The 18408-nt window shown below is 56.7% G+C and carries 15 protein-coding genes; 4 read left to right on the top strand and 11 right to left on the bottom strand.

The genetic code is table 11. The annotated features are described in order from the left end of the window. Positions 1–60: 60 nt before the first annotated feature. Together Pla52nx_RS03455 and Pla52nx_RS03450 are read right to left on the bottom strand one after the other, a co-directional pair. Complete coding sequence (locus Pla52nx_RS03455; protein ID WP_146518292.1) at positions 61–984, bottom strand: sigma-70 family RNA polymerase sigma factor; 924 nt, start codon at positions 982–984, stop codon at positions 61–63. A gap of 45 nt (positions 985–1029) precedes the next feature. Next, positions 1030–1395: an HPF/RaiA family ribosome-associated protein gene (locus tag Pla52nx_RS03450; RefSeq protein ID WP_146518291.1), complete on the bottom strand. Its 366-nt coding sequence runs from the start codon at positions 1393–1395 to the stop codon at positions 1030–1032. A 132-nt stretch (positions 1396–1527) separates the two neighbouring features. Between Pla52nx_RS03450 and nhaR the strand changes: the two genes are divergently transcribed. Both nhaR and Pla52nx_RS03440 read left to right on the top strand, forming a co-directional pair. After that, positions 1528–2439 (top strand): transcriptional activator NhaR, encoded by a 912-nt coding sequence (nhaR, locus tag Pla52nx_RS03445; RefSeq protein WP_146518290.1) that lies wholly within the window; start codon positions 1528–1530, stop codon positions 2437–2439. Between the two features lie 142 nt (positions 2440–2581). After that, positions 2582–3082 (top strand): hypothetical protein, encoded by a 501-nt coding sequence (locus Pla52nx_RS03440; protein ID WP_146518289.1) that lies wholly within the window; start codon positions 2582–2584, stop codon positions 3080–3082. A 210-nt stretch (positions 3083–3292) separates the two neighbouring features. On the opposite strand, the gene Pla52nx_RS03435 is transcribed toward Pla52nx_RS03440, so the two are convergent. The 9 genes from Pla52nx_RS03435 to Pla52nx_RS03395 form a co-directional block, all read right to left on the bottom strand. Then, entirely contained in the window at positions 3293–4189 is an 897-nt protein-coding gene (locus Pla52nx_RS03435) for a hypothetical protein (protein ID WP_146518288.1), read from the bottom strand. A gap of 170 nt (positions 4190–4359) precedes the next feature. Further along, complete coding sequence (locus Pla52nx_RS03430) at positions 4360–5445, bottom strand: HlyD family efflux transporter periplasmic adaptor subunit (protein ID WP_146518287.1); 1086 nt, start codon at positions 5443–5445, stop codon at positions 4360–4362. Positions 5446–5694: 249 nt separating this feature from the next. After that, positions 5695–6990 (bottom strand): S1C family serine protease, encoded by a 1296-nt coding sequence (locus tag Pla52nx_RS03425; protein WP_197454260.1) that lies wholly within the window; start codon positions 6988–6990, stop codon positions 5695–5697. 55 nt (positions 6991–7045) lie between these two features. Beyond that, positions 7046–7531, bottom strand: coding sequence for a hypothetical protein (locus tag Pla52nx_RS03420; RefSeq protein WP_146518285.1), 486 nt, complete (start codon positions 7529–7531; stop codon positions 7046–7048). 61 nt (positions 7532–7592) lie between these two features. Beyond that, positions 7593–8276: an RNA polymerase sigma factor gene (locus Pla52nx_RS03415; protein ID WP_146518284.1), complete on the bottom strand. Its 684-nt coding sequence runs from the start codon at positions 8274–8276 to the stop codon at positions 7593–7595. Positions 8277–8430: 154 nt separating this feature from the next. Beyond that, positions 8431–9525 carry an acyl-CoA desaturase gene (locus tag Pla52nx_RS03410; RefSeq protein ID WP_146518283.1) on the bottom strand — a complete coding sequence of 365 codons (1095 nt, stop codon included), beginning with the start codon at positions 9523–9525 and terminating at the stop codon, positions 8431–8433. A gap of 369 nt (positions 9526–9894) precedes the next feature. Continuing rightward, entirely contained in the window at positions 9895–10095 is a 201-nt protein-coding gene (locus Pla52nx_RS03405; RefSeq protein ID WP_146518282.1) for a small basic protein, read from the bottom strand. A 299-nt stretch (positions 10096–10394) separates the two neighbouring features. Further along, positions 10395–14432: an AAA family ATPase gene (locus Pla52nx_RS03400; protein ID WP_146518281.1), complete on the bottom strand. Its 4038-nt coding sequence runs from the start codon at positions 14430–14432 to the stop codon at positions 10395–10397. Beyond that, entirely contained in the window at positions 14429–15718 is a 1290-nt protein-coding gene (locus tag Pla52nx_RS03395) for a metallophosphoesterase family protein (protein WP_146518280.1), read from the bottom strand. The genes Pla52nx_RS03400 and Pla52nx_RS03395 overlap by 4 nt, the downstream gene beginning before the upstream one ends. A gap of 568 nt (positions 15719–16286) precedes the next feature. On the opposite strand from Pla52nx_RS03395, the gene Pla52nx_RS03390 reads away from it, so the two are divergent. Next, positions 16287–16730, top strand: a complete 444-nt coding sequence (locus Pla52nx_RS03390; RefSeq protein ID WP_197454259.1) for a type IV pilin protein — start codon at positions 16287–16289, stop codon at positions 16728–16730. Positions 16731–16930: 200 nt separating this feature from the next. Beyond that, positions 16931–18400 carry a hypothetical protein gene (locus Pla52nx_RS03385; RefSeq protein ID WP_146518279.1) on the top strand — a complete coding sequence of 490 codons (1470 nt, stop codon included), beginning with the start codon at positions 16931–16933 and terminating at the stop codon, positions 18398–18400. Positions 18401–18408 lie beyond the last annotated feature (8 nt).

Raw genomic sequence — 18408 nt, 5'->3', positions numbered from 1 at the left:
CTGTGGTCCTCATGATACGTCAGCATACACGGAGAGAGACACTCACGGACGCGGCGATACTCAGATAACCATCTGTTTTTCGTTGCTCTTGAGCAATGAACGCATTTTTTGCATGCTGCGATGAAACAGTTGCACGGTCCTGGTGGTGCTCAATCCGATCTCCTTTGCAATGGCACTGAACGAGTTACCCTCCCGGATCTCGGACATCCCGAAACGAGCCATCACAATTGCTCGGTCACGCTCATCGAGGACCTCCATCAAACGTAGCACTTGGTGACGCGTCTCGGCTGCGTCTAGCTCTGCCATATCGCTCGCGCCCGCATCTTCGATCACCTCGTGAATGGCCGTTGAACCGGCCGGATGGCGACGCTCCTTCAAACGAATTGTTCTCCGATGGTCACTGAACATCGCTCGCTGAATCGCTTTATATGCGTACGTGCTGAATCGATTTCCGAGTTGATAATCGAACAGCTCAACGGCTCGAATCAGAGCTGCGTTGCCGATGCAAACCAATTCTTCGAATTGCTCGGAGCCGGACGTAGCTTGCTTTCGAGCAATCGACACAACCAACCGCAGATTCGATTCAACGAGGAAATTCCTGATCTCCAAAGCGCGTTCGTTGTATCGAGTCTCATCGTTGTGGGACTCGACGCAGCCGATGCACGTACGCGACAGCTCATGTGCTTTCAATGCAGCGTGCTTTGCGTGGTTCATCAATTGAAAGCAGTGTTGCTCTTGAGCTGCCGTCAGTAGCGGAACCCTCCATAAATGCCTGAGAAAGGCCGGCAGGTTGCGTGGCGGAACTCGGGCCTGAGATTCATTGGGCACTGGGAGCGACGCTGACAATGCTTCAGCAGCGGATGAATCGCCGAAATCATCGTCAAATAAAATTTCCGGTGGCTCCGACGCTGATTCCTTCAACGGCAAGCCGCCACGTGTAGCTGAATCTTTCCGGCTACTGCTCAACATGGTTCCGACCGACATGGTGAAAATCTCCAAAGTGTTAAGGGAGGGGAATCCTTGCCCGAGTCAATCATCGGCGATTGAACTCTCGGTGTTCGATTCGACGAGCACGGGACGCAAGCGGTCAAAGCTCCTGGATCTTTCGATCGTTCGAGAAACGGCACGACCGGCACGCTCGGCTGCTCTCGTGATGCAGACTGCAATGTCTGCATCTTTGTCCGAAATCACCACGTCGTTCGCGTGCCGCAGATAGACCGATAGACGGCATGCCTTGTCGATCCCTCCACGTGGACCGTTCTCGTCTGTGACAACCAAGTCGATTCCAACGATCCTGGAGTCGAACCTCGACAACGCAAACAACAGTCTTCGTTCAGCCAGTTGCCGCAACTGGTTACTCAAAAGCCCGCCGCGATCGGTGATGGAAATGGACACTCGAATGCTCCTGGGGTCTCGGTTGATAAAAACCACACATCAAACACTGTCTAACGTTACGACCTGCGCATACAGTTAGACAAATAGAAATTCAACGCACGATTCATTGATAATGGCTATCTGAGGCGATTCATGGTCGACTGGCTCAACTACCACCATTTGATGTACTTTTGGATGGTCGCAAAAGAAGGTGGAATAACTCCCGCGGCAGAAGCGTTGCACCTCTCCCAGCCGACATTGAGCACCCAGATTCAGAAGCTGGAAAAGTCGATGGGAATCAAACTATTCGAGCGAAGAGGACGTTCGATGGTGCTCACTGAAATGGGGCAGATGGTCTTTCGATACGCTGATGAGATCTTCAGCATCGGAAATGAACTCACCGATGCCGTCCGTGGTCGCCCCAGCAAAGACACGCTTCGACTGCTGGTTGGTGTTCCAGACGTGCTGCACAAACTCGTAACGTACCGAATTCTTAAGCCGGTGCTTGAGATGGGAGAACGCGTGAAGCTGGTCTGCTACGAAGGCAAGATGCAGGAACTGCTTGCCGATCTTGCAATGCATCGACTCGATGTCGTGCTTGCCGACTCACAGTTGACACCGGAACTGAATGTAAAAGCATTCAATCACTTGCTCGGGCAATGCGATGTGACCGTTTTTGGGACCGCCGCGATGGCGAAAAAATATTCGCGTGACTTTCCCAGGTCACTCGACGGCGCACCGATGCTGCTCCCCACCCAGAACACTTTGCTGAGACGGTCGCTGGAGCAATGGTTTGACCATCAAGACATCACGCCAGACGTGGCTCATGAGTTTGAAGACAGCGCCGTATTGAAGGTGTTTGGGCAAGCAGGAGAAGGAATGATTGTCGTCCCCACTGCAATATCTCACGACGTAGCCAATCAATACTCGCTGAAGCCGATAGGACGGATTGCGGAGGTCGTTGAACGTTTCTACGCGATTTCTGTGGAACGACGCCTGAAGCACCCTGCCGTTGTCGCGATCTGCGAGTCCGCAAGGGAAGATCTTTTCAGTGACGAGACATGATACCCGCTGGCGCATCCATTCATCGGATGCATTGATGACTCAGAAGCAACGCTCAAAGAGGTCAGAAGCAACGTTCAACGAAACACATCTCTTCTATCCACTCACACAGTCCCTTTTGTTTTCAAACAGAGAAAGGAAAGTCATGGCTAGGAAAATGATTCTGGGCATCCATGCGGCGTTGATCGTAGCCGTGCTGCTGATACTGCTGATCGAGCGTGTCCCGACGCCCGCTCATGCAATGACCGCTCATGGGACGGATCGGAAATCGATAGCTACTGTTCCATTGGATTCTGGCATGGAAGCCGTTGTCACCTTGGATCACGTTACGGGCGACATGACTGGCTACGTTCTCAATCGGGTCAATGGGCAGTTCTTCATTCGCTATCGCTACAACGTCTCCAAGGACTTTCCCTCTCATCAAGGTGCCTATCTGATGGCCGTGGGACACGCTGATTTTCGCGGTTTCAAGAGCAATGACCGAATTGCAAACGGTGTGATTTACGTCACCGAGGAAACATCCGGTCGAGTGTGCGCCTATGCGATTCCTTGGAACCCGCTATTCGCTACGAGCAGTGCAACCGAGCGAGAGCTAACCTTCATCCCCTTGGATCACGCCCAGACTCGCTTCACCGAGTTGCGCTAGTGGGCTGGGACGGATAAGAGTTAGGGTTGGCCGTAGTGGATCTTGTCAAAGATCCCGCCACTGCAGGATCTTTAACAAGATCCACTACCCTAAAAAGAGGTTTTGGGGATTCTGGCGAATCCCATTACGAGTCCTTGGACGGGCGCATGAAAAAACCGAGGCTGACAGGATTGTCGACCTCGGTTGAGAATCGGGAATGGTTGTTGAGGATCACTCAGCGGATTCTTCTTTGGGCTCGGTTGCCACAGGTGCCGGTTCGCTTTCGTCCTTCACCGCTTGCTTGTCATCTTGAGGCTTGTCAGCGGGGGCGTCATCTTGAGGTTCGACCGGTGCCTCTTCTTTGGCGGGTTGCACCTCAGCGGCTTTGGCAGCCAAGTCGTCTGCTCGCTTCTTCTGTTGCTCCAGATTCTTCTTAAGATTCTGGTTCTGTTTTTGCAACTTGTCGGCACGCTCTTTTTGTGCGTCCGATTGCTGCTTCGCGTCGGCGACCGCTGCCTTGGCAGATTCCTCGGCTGATTTGATTTCGGCATTCAGCTTGGAAACGAGTTGCTCATGTTTCTTTTGAGCGTCGGCCAGTTGCTGCTTGGCTGAGGCGGCTTGTTTTTCAGCCGCTTCGATGCGTTTCATCTGGGCGTCAAGTTTCTTGAGGTGTTCCTCATGCGACTTTTTCTCCGCCGTGATCAGTTGCTCTGATTTCGCCAATGCTTCGTCTTGAGCGACTTGTGTTTCCTGCAGTTGCTTGACCTGCTCACGCAGTTGGACCAACTCGGTGGTCAGCAGGATGTTCAGCTCGCTGGGATTATCTTGAGCGTACTCTGCGGGCGTGATGTTCGATGAAGCGATGGAACCGGTGCCAGTGACAACGGCTTGTCCACTTTGGCAACACGCTGATTCAACGACGGGCTCAATGACGGGCGTTTCCGAAACGATGGTCTCCACCGGGGTGGCTTCCGCGATCACCGGGGCCTGTTCGCTGCAGAGCGTGACGGGTTTGCATGTCGAGTGAGAGGAAAACAAGCGTGTCAGCAAAGGATTGCCGCCGGCGGCACACTGGCTGGCAAGCGTCAGAACGGGAAGTGCAACGGCGAATCGAAGCAGATGTTTCATGGGACTGTACATTCCGTTGGGGAAATCAGGTTGTTTTGTGTCCGACAGAGACTCTGTTGGCAGTGGTCGGATGGATAGTCGCTCCAGTATAGTTGGCTCGGTTTCAGATCCAACGCTTGGACTGGCACGATTTGGTGGAAACGACTGATGAATGTGGCTCGTCAGGCGTCTCAGTTTTGCCCGATGGAAAGACTGCCGAGCATACCGACGCTTGCTTTTTCGCCGGGATTATCGAGCGTCGCCCACAGTCGCGTTTGGCCGGTCACGGGGTGAATTTCGGGGGAGACGTAGACGACTTTGCCGGTGAGGACCAATTCGTCGCTGGACGATCTCATTCCGGCCGGCACGGTGAAGCGGACGCTACGGCCGACCAAATTCGTTCCCTGTTCACGTCCGTCGATGAAGCATTCGGCGCGGATCGGATCGAGTGAAATGATCCGCACGACGGGTTTGCCCGGCTCCGCCCATTCACCGGGTTCCGTGTCGACTTGTGTGATCAATCCGCCGACCGTGGTGCGTAGGGTGTGTTGTTTGACTTTGGTTTCCGCGATCTTGACGGCGGCTTCTTTTTCGATGGCATCGGCCATTGCGACTTCCAACTCATGATCGGCTTGCTCGATCGCCAGGGTCGCCTGATCGACTTCTAAGGTCAACTGCTGGACTTCGTTATCGCTGACGGCGCCGGAGTAGATTTCGTTTGCCTCGTGGCTCTGCAGCAGTTCAGTTTTGCGCACGGCCAAAGTTCGCTGAGCGTAGCGTCGGTCGACGTCGTTCTCACTTCGCAAACGCGCGGCCCGTAATGCGGCTCGGGCGGCGGTCAACTCACTCATCGCCTGCTCGGAATCGAGCACCAATAGCACGTCGTCTTTTTTGACACGGTCGCCTTCACGCACATTGACTTCGGAGACGACACCAGGCAACGGTGTAGCGATGAACGCGTTCTGAATCAGGGAGAGTTGGGCGTTGGGAATGACCAAGGCGGATTCAGGAACGACGTCGGTCTCGGTATCCGCTGCTGTTTCTGTCGCTGTTTTCGTCGCCGCGGGATCGGGCTCGGGAGTTGGCAGCACTTCCACGCGATCTTCGGACTCGCTTGCCGGTTGAACGGCAGCGGCAGGTTGCTGGGTCGACAGGGGAGTGCCGAGGGCCTGCTGAGCAGAAGTGACGGTCGTGTCCGTGAGTGACACAACGCCGATCGCGACCAGGGACAGGAGGGCCTGGCCCAAGACGCGGCGAAATGAAGAATTTTGAGACATGGTCGTGATGTTGCAGAGTGAGTCGCTGAGACTGGCCGTCGATATCGACGGAGTCTCACGCTAGTCGCCCCGGTTGGGTTGGCAAGCCAACCGGGAACGGTCCCCTGCAGTCTGCGGGTGTGTCCGACGGGTTCTAACGATTGCGCCGGGCGTGGCTGCGTGGAAAGTTGCCGGTTGTCCTCGATTCGCTTGCCCGGACCCCAATCGTGACCCTCGGTCGCGACTGAGACCTACCTCTATCTACAGGATTTACTCTCCGCCCTTATCGTCTTTGTCCTTGAGCCGTTCGTTCAGCTCGTCAAGACGTTTCTTCATGTCCTGCAGGGTGTCTTCCAGGTGGCTACGTTCGACTTGCAGGCCTTCGATGGGCTGGCCCCAAAAGATCGGCGGCATGGCTTGGCCGTTGGGGTCTGCCATCCACTGCTGCAGCCCACCGGGCAACTGTGGAACGGGCACCGCCGCATCGTCGCCGTCCAACGGCACCAAGCGACCATCCTGCAACTTGAATCCGCCACGTTGCCCCAAGACACGTGGTTGAGGGTTCGCAGCGACCTGCTGGGGATGCTCGGTGAGTGTCAGCGTTTTATTCAGGACTTCGTCACCTCGTTGGACGACGAGTGACAGTGAATCACCCGATCTTGCTTCCGCGACCGCAGCCAAGACTTGTTGGACGGAATCCATGCGTCGCTCATTGATCGAAACGATCTGATCACCGACTTTCAAGCCTGCTGTGTCAGCGGCGCTGCCAGGCGAAACGCCGGCAACCGAGACGACTTCGTTGCTGTCGAACTGGATTCCGACGAGTCCTCGTTTCAAGTCGATCGGATTCTCGCCCAGCGATGCGTCGATCAATCGATTGACTTGTGTCGCGCTGACGCAGTGCAGTCCACCCGACGGGCCTTGCACCATGACGCCGACAACCGAACCATTGGCATTGACGACGGGACTGCCGACGGCTTGCATCGACTCTCCGAAATCGATCGACGACGTGAATCCGAGTGCGGGCTCTGATGCACCAGGTGCACTGGCAACCATCCCCGCATCGCTGATCATGCCCTCGCTGCCGATCCACGACGCAACGACGGGCAATCCTGCTTGAGCGGCATTGAAATCCAACGGCAAACTGATGAACGAGGCGTTCTCGAGTTGAACCACGGCCAACCCCGTAACGTTGTCACGCACGATGACTTTACCATCGTACTGAGCGCCGTCGGTGGTCGTTACCGAGACATCCGTGACCGCCGCCGGCAGTGGCGTGACAACGGTGGTGCCACTGATCGCAAAACCGGCACGTGGAAAACGAGGTTGATCTGCTAGGCCGAACAGTATCGCCTGCGGCATCAAGTCTGCGCGACGCATTCGCGGCATCGCGATCCGATCGTCGAGATCATCACCGGCAAAGTCCACTTGGACGACTGCGTTGCTGGACAGATCGATTGCCGTTCGGAAATCAACCATTTCCTGCGCCGAGGCAGAGAATGCCGCTAGAGAGAGAAAGACTCCCAGTACCGAGCTGAGAGTCATTCGTTTGATTGCGATTGACATGTCTGAGGTCCTTGAGGGGGGAAGGTGGAGCTGAGTGACAGAATGTTGGGCAACGTCAAAGACTGACGAGATTGGGTTTGGGAACGAGCATTGCATTGAGCTGATCAAGCTCTTCGCTGGTGTAGCTGCTGAGGTCCACCGGCACCACGCGTTTGGATTGCGTCCAGCCGATCCATTGCAAATCGCCCGAGTCTTGATCCCAATCGTAAACGGGGACGTTCGCCCGCAATGTTGCGAAGACACGCACCGGCGCTTCGTTGCTGGTGTTGTTGGGCAGAGAAATTGAAGGTGGAGCTGTTTGCGGATTCGTGCGTGGAGCTGACTGATCTATGCGGTTGGTTTGCGCCAACTCTGCTGTATCGGAACTCGTCCGCAGCGAGAGCGAGACACAGGCAACCGCCAAAATCGCCAGTGGCAGGATGGCGATCCTGATCGCGTTGCGTCGTCGACGCCGACGCGTTACTTGAGTCTGCAACTGAGACAACGAGGGCGTGCTTGACCGTGGTGTTAGTAACGAATAATGGTTTGGTGAGTTGGACATGGTAAATTTTGCTGGTCGGTCGTTGGGCGAGCGGAAGATGAACTCTTATCTGCTTCTCGCCTTATCGCTGCTGTGAGAGTTGTTGCATCAGGTCATGGCATTCGGGATGGGCTCGTAGTTTTTTGAGTCCTTCGTGGACACGACTTTTGGCGGTGCCGAGTGAGCATCCGGCGGCGTCGGCAATTTCTTGGTAAGTCAGTTGTTGGGCGAAACGGAGGGTGACCGCGTCGGCTTGTCGCTTGGGCAATCGGCGGACGAGCGACCAAACGCTAGCGTTCCATTCGGTTTGCATTTGTTCGTCGATCGGATCGGGTGCGCGCTGAGGCGGACGCAGGCCGGCATAGGTTTCGATCCGACGCTGCAATCGACTCAGCGTTCGAGATCGGCGTTGCCGCAAACGCAACAGGATGCCGTAGAGCCAAGTCAGTCGCGAGGATCGACCTTGGAAACCGTTCCAGCAGTCCAGTGCAACGACGAAGGTTTCCTGCGCCAGGTCTTCCGCGGCCCAAACATCACCGGTCATCGTCCAGGCTGCGCGATGAACGATCGGATAATGGTCTTCGATCCAAGCCTGGTCCATCGCCACCGGATCGACGCATGGGTCTGCCGAAGTGGTGGCCCCTGGGACGGCCCGTCCGATGGGATTCCGTCCACTGGGATTCCGTCCGATGGGTTTCCACGGCACGTGAACCTTGTCGGAGACGCCGTCGTCGGCTGCGATAGGGATCGTCGCGGAATCGGTCACGTCAGGAGGGCATTGGGGACACGAAAAACGGCTGAGACCACATTGTCTGCTTGTTTGTACGTGTGTGCCCGCAGATGGGTTGGGCGTTCAAAGGATTTCGCCCAAGCGGAGAGATTTTTTGGGAGATCCCGACGCGGAGATTCTCCAGAGCCGATCAGCTGGGCTGTTTTTCGCTCGAGAACGCTTTGGGACGTACGACATCTTTGGCCAGTCCGAGGAATTCCAACACCTGGATGACTCGCCATGACATGTCGAATTCCCACCAACGATGCCCGTGGGCGGCGCTGCGAGGCTCGGCGTGATGATTGTTGTGCCAGCCTTCGCCGTGACTCCACAGGGCGACCAGCCAGTTGTTGCGACTTTCATCGCGAGTCTTGTAGTTCTTGTAGCCAAAGACGTGTCCGATCGAATTGACCGCCCAGGTGCCATGAAGCACAAAAACGGTACGCACGGCGACGGCCCAAACGGCGTAACTGGCAGCGTAACGCAGGATTTCGGAGAACTGCCCGCCGCTGACGACGGCCCCGATGATGGCACCGGCCATGACGATCACCGACACGTGTGCCAGAAACACAAAGAACCAACCGCCACGGCGTTCCAATTGCAAGTAAAAGCGATCGCGGAGCAGGTCTCGCACGTAACGCTCGTAGTGAATGGTTCGATCCAAATCGCGGTGGCGAACCAAGACCCAGCCGACGTGACCCCACAAGAAACTGACCAGAGGCGAGTGCGGGTCGGGTTGTTTGTCGCTGTGCTGATGGTGCATTCGATGGATGGCGACCCATCGCGCCGGTGAATCCTGGAGGTTGCACATTCCCAGAATGGCCAACGTGTGCTCAAGCCAAACAGGGCAGGTGAATCCGCGGTGAGTCAGCAGACGGTGGTAGCCGATCGTAATGCCCAACATGCCAAAGACAAAGTGTCCCAGGACGGCAAAGACGAGTCCGGACCAAGTGAACAACCAGCCGGCAGTCCACGGCAAAAACGCCAGCAAAGCGACCACGTGCACAAAACCGAGCACGCCGGCGTATTGCCACAAGATTCGCACCGGGCGGGTTTCTTCCGGCGGCGGCAAACGCTGCGGATCACCGATCGACTTCGCCAAATCGATGGCCTCGTCAGTGGCCTGCTCGTTTGATGCCGTAGGCTCAACCGCAGACTCAGTCTCTACCGCTGCCGACGAGCCCGGGGAAAATTCGTCTGCGAGATTTGATGAGGATTTGGCGTTTGGATACGAGGTGGTGTCCATGATGGATAACTCAGTGTTCTTGAGTACTTGCTCGTTTAGCAATGGATACCGGGCCGCTCGATGGCGGATGCGGTACACGGCTGATTGCGTTAGGAGCGACGGGGCACCTTTGCAACCAGGATGTTAGGGTTTTGGCCTTTTCAAGCACCAGATCAGTTGGTGTGGCGCGCAGAGTGAAAACAGGCCAACTTTGGCGAAAGTCGATCCGATGACATGGGGAGGGAATTCTAGCGAATCCCATTACGGGGGCTCTCGTCGCAGAGGGAGCGAGATAGAAGAAGTGTCGCAAACAAAAACCGATCGAATTCTTGTGAACTCGATCGGTAGGTGCGTGGTTGGATTGCCGTCAAGAAACGGCGAATGCGACGGTTACTTGTCGTCTTCCTTCTTGACCTTCTTCTTTTTCTTCAACGAAACCTTGACGACTCGCACTTTGGGCATTCCCACGATGCTGTCTTTTTCGTTGAACTTGTCCAGTTCCTGCAGGCGAGCGACTCGCTCAGCACGGGTCAGCACGTTTCGCGACTTGATCGCCCCAGCGCGCACTTTGAGGCTGCGGTCCAAAGTCATGATATTCACTCGGGTGGGTGGGTGTTATTTTGGAATGGGTGGAGGGAAAACAATATCGGCGAGCCCCGATCTTCGCAAGGTTACCTGCCGGAATTCACCCTGATTTGGGCGAATGACCTTGATTCAGCGGCTTCGCTAGCAAACTTGACACCCTCCGGCGGGAGGGTTCTGGCCTTTATGTCAGCCTGATTTGTCCGTGCCGGGGATTGAAAGACCGTAGGATGGTCACTCTTGCCCGTCTGTGTAGTATTGAACGTCGGCCAAGAGTGGCCAACCTACGACTATCTCAACAAGCCCCATCAGGCGGACGGTTTGGTGACTTGTGCACCGTCCCACCAGGAGCCGTTGCGGTTCCAGACTTCTTCAGGTGCCGCCGCGTCGGCTGGCTCATCGGCAGAGATCTCATGTCCGAACCACTCCCTGTTGATGGCGTGGTGGGCCATCTTCAAGGCTTGAGCGGCTCGTTGTTCGGTAGACAGCTGGTCGATCGGCAACTTCGATGAGACGGGCTGCGGCGTCAGAAACTCGTCCACTGGCAGTTGGGCGTCCGCGATCGACTCCCGTTCGAACCAAGCCCAGCCGATCGACGGAGCATGTTGGGGGCGGATTTCGTCGGGCTCATCCAACAGGTAATCGTCTGCAGCGGTCGGCTCGGGTTCCACGATTCGAATCGGCTGGGCACGAGGACGTTTAGGTTCTTCGCGAGGCCGTTCGACATAGATCACACGCGGCTCAGGCTCCACGACGACACGCACCGGTTCCGGCTTGGGCGCCGGCCTTGGATCGGGCTGTGGTGCCGGCTTGGGAGGCGTTTGCAGAACGGGTTTCTCGACGACGGGCAATTCAACCACAGGCTCTTGGACGACCGGTGACTCGGCGACCGGTGCCTCGGCGACGACTTCTTCCTCGTACACCGGCTCTTCTTCGACGTACTCTTCTTCCTCTTCGTATTCTTCTTCCTCGTATTCAATGAGCGTGGGCTCCAAAATCGTCGCCCGACCCGGAGTTCCCTGCGGAGGCATCTGGCGGACTTCCACACCGATGGAGTGAAAGATCTCGACGATGTGTTCGTGGCAAGTGAACATCAACACTTGGTGCCCCAGTTCGGCAAACGTACGCAACGTTTCTGCAGCATGGAGGGCGCGTTGTCCGTCAAAGTTGACCAGGACATCGTCCAGCACCAACGGCAGCATCACACCGCGACGCGAGTACGCTGCGGCGAGTGAAAGACGCAGTGCAATGAAGACGGCTTCACGGGTTCCGCGTGACAGAACATCCAGTGAAAGCGACGATCCGTCGTGCGCGTCGACATTCAGTTGGTTGGTTCCCAACGGCGTCCACACACGAGTGTATTTGCCATCGGTCAGTTGGGAGAGAAACGACGAGGCTTCTCGAAGAGTCTCGGGCTGACGCTCACGTTCAAACTTCCCACAGACTTCTTCGACCAAAAAGCTGGCCGTTGCCAGTGTCTGCCAGCGGCGCGCGACCGAGTCGATTTGTCGACCGACGCAGGAAAGCTCCAACTGGGCGGTCATCAAACGTTTGTCGTCGGCCAAGTGTTTCATCTCGGCGGCCAGTTCGCCCTGTTGAGTCCGCAACACTCCGATGCGTGTCTCCGTTTCGCTGACCCGACCCGTGATCGTTTCCCAACGTTTCTCCAAGTCCGGCAACTGTGTATCAGTGATCTCTCGCTGGACCACGTCGTAGTCCACGTTGGCGCCGATCATCGAACGGATTTGTTTGTCGATGTCCTTGAACTGTTTTTTCAGTTCCACCAAGCCGGCTTTGTTGTCCAGCAGTTGATAGAACTGTTCCGGAGTCGCCACGCCGCACTTGGCCCACAAGGCACGTCGCTGCTGTTCGCTCCGCTCGATCGTCCTTGCGTAAGCCGACTGCTGGCGTTTGTACTGCTGGTCTTGTTCACGAAGGTCGCGACGTCGCTTGATCCAATGATTCTGACGCGAAAGTTCCTCTTGCAGGTGATGCAGTTGCTCCAGCGGCCCCAGACGCGAGGCACGTTTGTCCCTGCCATCGATGTTTCTGCCGTCAATGTTTCTGCTATCAATGTTCCGGCTATCGATGTTCCGGCCATCGATCGACATGGCAACCTGGCGTTTTTCTTTGCGAGAATCTGCGACGGAATCCTCCAGGTCGTCGTCGGCGAATTTCTTTCGTTCCGCGGCGGCGGACTCTTCGTTGATCTCCAGCGCTTCCAGGTACAGCATTTCGATTCGTTTGGCGATGCTACTGCGTTCGCGACGCCGTTGATCCTTTTCGGCTTGCAACTCTTCCAGGCGACGCAGGCTGGCCTGCAACGTCTCGTAGCCTTCGCTCAACTTACGGACACTGGAGGGCGACATCGTTTCGGCCAGGCCCAGTTGCTCCAAGGTAGACGCCCACTCGCGTTTGGCCTGTTTGAGCTGGTCGGCTGCCTTGGTCGCGCGACGACGGGCATTGTCGTAGGACTGCGATGCGGCTTGATGGGCGTGGTATGCCGGCAGCGATGCCTCCAGTTCGGCCAACAAACTTTCCGATTCACGAATCCGTACTTCGATCGATTGGCTGCTGGTGGGCAAGTTCGAATCGACACTATCCCGCTCAGCTTCGATCTCTCGAATTTGGCGTCGCAGGGTATCGATTTGCCGATCACAGTCCTCCAAGTCTCCGAGGGTGGACCGTTGACCATTTTGTCGGCTGATGAAATACACCAACAAAGCACAGGTGCCGAACATCATGTACAGGACACCGGTCGTCGCATCGGGCTCACCACTGAGAAACCAGCTCAGGCCGGTCAAGTGCGAGAATGCGTAGACAAGGCAACTGCCGCCGACGATGAAGGGCAGTGCAAGCAGCAGCAAGCGATCCAGCGGCAGGACTTCGGCGGTGGTCAAGTCGACCGATTCGTTTTCCAAGCTGCGATAGTGACGCTTTAGCTTTTCCAGGTGCTCGCCCAATTGCAGGCGATGTTTCAGCGCGCTGATGACATCCGTCTCGCGTCGAATGGCTTGCTGCAGTTCGGACGCGTGCGCACGTTCGAGCACTTCCGTCAGTTGCTCGCCGTACTGCTCGCAGCGTTTCTTGTGTTCAGCGCCCTCGTTGCGTGCTTGCCGTAGTGCGAAGGCGTGCTCTTTGACACGTTTGGCCGGACCTGCCAGGGCGGCCAGTGTTTGACGCGAGAGATCGGGTAACTGAGATGTTTCGCCTTCGAGCAATGATTCTCGATCGGACTGGTCCAGTCCCAAGCGATCGGCGTCCATCGTCAGTTGGCTACGAGCTTTGAGGATCTGTTGGTCGACCTTTTCGATTTGCTCCTCGAGGGCTTCCACCCATGTCGCCTGTTCGGTGGCGGCTTCGATGCGGCCTTGCAAATCCAGCATGCGTTTGCTGACGGGCAACTGCTCCGACTTTTCACGCAGTGCTCGTCGTTTTTGTTTGACTTCCTCCAGCTTTGCCCGTCGGTCTTCGATCGTGGCGTCGATCTGTACGAGTTTTCCGGGGGCTTCATCGGGCATGCGAGCGTCGACTTCGATCAACTTGATCTGCTCACGCAGTTCGTCGCGACGTGTCCATGATTCGTAGACACTGATCGCCGCCTCCACACATCGGGCTTCCTTTTCCCAATTACCCATCCGCTCGGTCAAGTCGTTGATCTCTTGCAACTGCGTACGGCGCTGGCTGGCCAGTTCGTTCCAGCGGCGGCTGTGGCTACTGAGTTGCTGGACCTCGTCTCGCAAGCGGTCGCGTTTTTGAATCAAGCCGGCCAGCTTGGCGATGTCGGGGTCGCTGGAAAAGCGTGACTCGCCGATCAGTTGCTGACGTCCCTCTCGCAGCGAGCGAATGACATCGACCAGAGAAACACGATCCAGTCCGCTGGAGAGTTTGTAGAGTTCATCGGCGGCCTTGGTGTCGTCCAGCGTGCTGAGCTCCTGCAGCTCTCGCATGCCGATCGCAAACACGTTGGTAAAGATCGGCTCGTCGATTTGGCCGAGCAAGCTGTTCAGGCGATGCTGGCCTTGAGAGAGACCGTCACTGCCGGTGACGGTCAATTGCCCGGTGACGCTTTCACCGGAAAGCTGGCTGTGCCGCCGAATCTCATAACCACCGCCGGGGCCGGTGACACGAAGGGCACCGCCGGGAGTTCCACCGTGCAGAGGCGGCAGGTACTTTTCCCGACGCCCTGGGGTAAAGCCATAGAACATCGCACGGATGAACTGCATCAGCGTCGTCTTGCCGGCTTCGTTGGGTCCATAGAACAGCGTCATGCCGTCCGAGAGTGAATCGACCGAGAGGCCGGTCCAAACTCCAAAACCGTCGATTTGAATGTCTTTGACTTTCATGATTTCTGCACCCAGTAAGGCTTCCCGCCACGCAGCAACTCTGCTCCCAGCAGGGTCGCTTGCTCCATGACCTCGGTTTGACCGCCCGCAGGAATGCTCGCCAACAGGCTCGCAGTCGTCGCGGGCAACGCTTCGTGCTGTTCCGTCATCGCCAGCAGATTCAGATCACTGCCGTCTTTCTGACGATGGTCCGCTGCGATCCTCAAGTAGTCCCCGAGAATCGTGTCTTCTTCCGTCCAAGACTTTGGATATTGCTTTGGCGGTCGGACCCGTAGATTCGCCGTCCATGCCGACGGCGTCCCATGGCCATGCTGTTGCCGTAACCACGCAAGCAACTCTTGACTATCACCGATCGATTGGAGTTGATCACCGCTTTGCAGGGTGATGTCCCAACCCAAGATCAAATGCCGTCCGCCGTTGTCGTGCTGCAAGCGAGCGATGCGTTCGCCCATGGCATTGCGGATGTTACCGACATTGGCAATGTCCTCAGGGTCGATGGCGATTTGGCAATAGCGAAAAACGTCACAATGCATTTCATGAACACGTACGTTGCGATCCGCATCAACCTCCACCATCGAGTATCCGTGGGCACCATGCTCGTTCAAATCACGGCCCTGTGGCGTGCCGCAATAAACAGCGCCAGATGTTGCACCGCCGTCGATCTCTGTTCGATTGTGTTTTCCCCCCAACGCCCAATAGTCGATTCGGGCTTCGGCCAAGGCCTCGGCGCGAGACGTTCCATATCCCACACCAACGGTGAAATCATCCGTGGTGGGAATCTCATAACTGGGTACGTGCAACGACGACCTGCCATCGCTGCTCTGCCCGATGACTTCGCAAATCGTGCGTCCCGCCCGTGTGACGTAGGTGCTGGTCGCGCGGTCTTTGGGAAACAATGTCACGTTGGGTGGCAACGGCACCGCATCGGGCCACTTGGCCGGATCATCAGCGACACCCGCGGCCCAGAACACGGGGATCTTCGCCGCGCCGAGCTTTTCAAAGTGATTGAGCAGCCACGACATCGCGTAGGGGCCGGCCGATTGCGGATGCAGCAAATCGCCCGAGAGCACCACAAAATCCACATTGCCGCTCAAAGCCGCTTCGAAAATCGCATCGCCGGCGGTGAACGGCGCCATCGCCATCGCGTCGCGGAGATGGGACGGCAGTTCATCCAGATCGCCCAGTGGACGTTCCAGATGAAAGTCGCTGGCGTGAACGAATCGGAATGATTCGGCAGTGGATGACTGTTTCTTCGATGACAGGTTTTTTGATGACTCGGCTGGCATGGATTCCCTCCCTGCGGCGGCTGCCGCCAATCCTTGACTGTGTCGCGTGCCCGGCAAAGGCATGTGAGTGCGCTGCGTTTCTTGCCACCGAATGCTTCCGTGTCGTCAGCTTCGTGCATGAACCAATGAGATGACTCAATGGCCAAGCATGCAACGTGAAATGACCACCTGAACTCAAGGCGTTCGGATCCCTCCGGCAGCAATGCCTCGGGAGTTTAACGAATCTACCGAAAAAACACCAAGTCAGTTTTCGGAGACTTACACACTCGCCTAGGCTGCCTGGTTTACCGAAATCCATGCGATGTTGAATGCTAGCAACATGGATTTCTTTGTTTGAATGCCTATGGTCGCTGCTATTGATGCAATCGTTACAGATCCTGCACGGGATAGCGGCCATGAAACACGGATGCATGATTTCTGTTCACTTCTCCGGCACGACCTACGCGGTGTCCTATCACTTCAATGAGCCGCGGTACATCGCGAGCCTCGTGTCACAACAACGTGTGTGATTCAAGCCATTTCAGAAACAACAAACGTTTTTACGTAGCACTCAACGGAGACCCAACTCGTGGCTCAAACAATCGCCCTACAACAACGTCGCTCTCGCAAAGGTTTTTCATTGGTGGAGCTCTCGGTGGTGGTCATCATCATCGGAGTCTTGGCCGCATTCGGCGTCCCACGTCTGCTGCAAAGTGTTGAACGCAGCAAGGCATCGGAGTCGTTCAAGTACCTGGCAAGTGTCCGGGCCGCTCAAGAGCGTTACCAAGCACGTCAGGGCACCTACGCGAGCGACTTGGCTGAACTGGACATGGAGCAAGCTCCTCCGAAGTACTTCGCGGTCGGCACGGCTGGTGCAGGCGGAACCGGATCATTGGAAGATTCTTGGACACTGACTCTGACACGTAGCGGCAGCAGCAGTGGTTACGGGGCCTATACCGTGACATTTACTGAGGAAGGCTACGACGCGGCGAATAGCACGATCGACACCGACATCAACCCGCAGAGCACCTAGTCAACTGACTGGGTGAGTGGAGTCGTGCAGAGGACAGTTCCTGTGCACGGCTCGGTCTCGCTTATCGCGTGAGATCGATAACAAGTTTTTGGGGGCGATCCAGCAAGGCACAGCGGATCGCTCTTTTTTTGTGAAAGGCCGATGCCGGGATTTGCACGTCGCAAGTCCGGCATTGCACACGCCGGTGGGGAAATTGAACCATGACGACCAAGAGCGAACGCTCATTGAACAACGCGGTCGGCGTTCTGTTTGGCCGCAGGCATCTGCACGGATGTCGCGCCACCCGTACCGCGTTTGGTCGTGTCCGACATCGCAACGCCATCGTCGATGTCATCGACAACGACGTGCACGGTGCCCTGCTGCGTCTGCTGGCAGAACTGGGTGTCGCCGACACTCCGACATCCATTTTGGGAGCGATCCCGACGGCTGAATGCTACTTTGCGACCCGTCCCATCGCCTCGGGTGCAGCGACGGCCTCCCCACGCGTCCTGCTACGCGAATCGCTTCGTAGCAGCTCATCGCATTTGGATGAGATGGCGATCGACGTCATCCACTGGCAAGCCGACCGACGACCGTTGGTCGGTATCGTCGCAGTTCCCAAGCAACGCGTCGAGGAGATCCGTGACGCGGTCGCTCAAACGATTCATTCGCTGCAACGACTGGAACCTGCTGCGCGAAGCCTGATTGGTGTCGCATCGGAGCATGAGGGGCGGGAGCGACGCGGCGTCTCGATCACTCGGGTGTTCATGGGCGAGAACAGTCTGCTGGCTGTGATCAGTCGCGGCTCTCGTCCGGTGCATTGGCAGAGCATGCCACTGCCTGCGGGCGACGAAGGTACCGGAGTGATCTCCATCGCACGGAGTGTCGAGGCCGCCTACAAAGCGTGTGGATTAGATCGACCGCCCGAGACGGTTGTGATCCATGGACGCCCTGAGCTCAAGAAACTGATCGACCGTCAATGGCTCGATGACAACTTGCCACCGGACTATCGCTGGGTCGATACGCCATCGATGATCGGACACGACGTGGCACGTTGTTTGGTGGAAAGCTATTTGGCGGGTCAAGACGACGAGTTTGACTTTATTCGCCAACACCGCGACCCGTTAAAATTTAGCCGCGTGCTGCCCTACAAGGAAATCTGTGCCTACATCACTGCGGCGTGCATCTTGGCGGGAGTGCTGTGGATTCGACTGGGCGATGTCCAGAATGAGCAGGTGTTTCTGCTGAGCACCGCACCAAGTCAGGTTCATGACTCAACAAACCCCAACTCCCAACGCGATCAGCTCAATGCCCGAGCAACGTCGGTCAGCCAGTTTCTGGACAAGCGTGTGTTGTGGAGCGAAATGCTCTCGGACGTCACCGCCGCGCTGCCCGACGGCACTCGCCTGACGTCCATCCATGGCACCAACGCGATGACGCAAAAGCGAAAGAAGGCCATCAAGACCGCACCGACCACTCTGATTCTCAACGCCGAATGCGCGTTGAACGACGACGGCGCATTACCCGAGTCGCTGCAATCACTCGCCGAATCGGTGCAGTCCATCCAGAGTGTGGCCAAGTACTTTGACTCCGTAGAACTGACCGATCTGCGACGCACCACGTCACCCGCGACGGGTGTGTCGGGTGCCGAGTTCGCCGTCGTGCTGACCCAACAAAATAAAGGTCGATAGGGGGAATC

It is taken from the genome of Stieleria varia, from assembly GCF_038443385.1.
Lineage (GTDB): Bacteria > Planctomycetota > Planctomycetia > Pirellulales > Pirellulaceae > Stieleria > Stieleria varia.
This window is presented reverse-complemented; position numbering and strand designations above follow the sequence as displayed.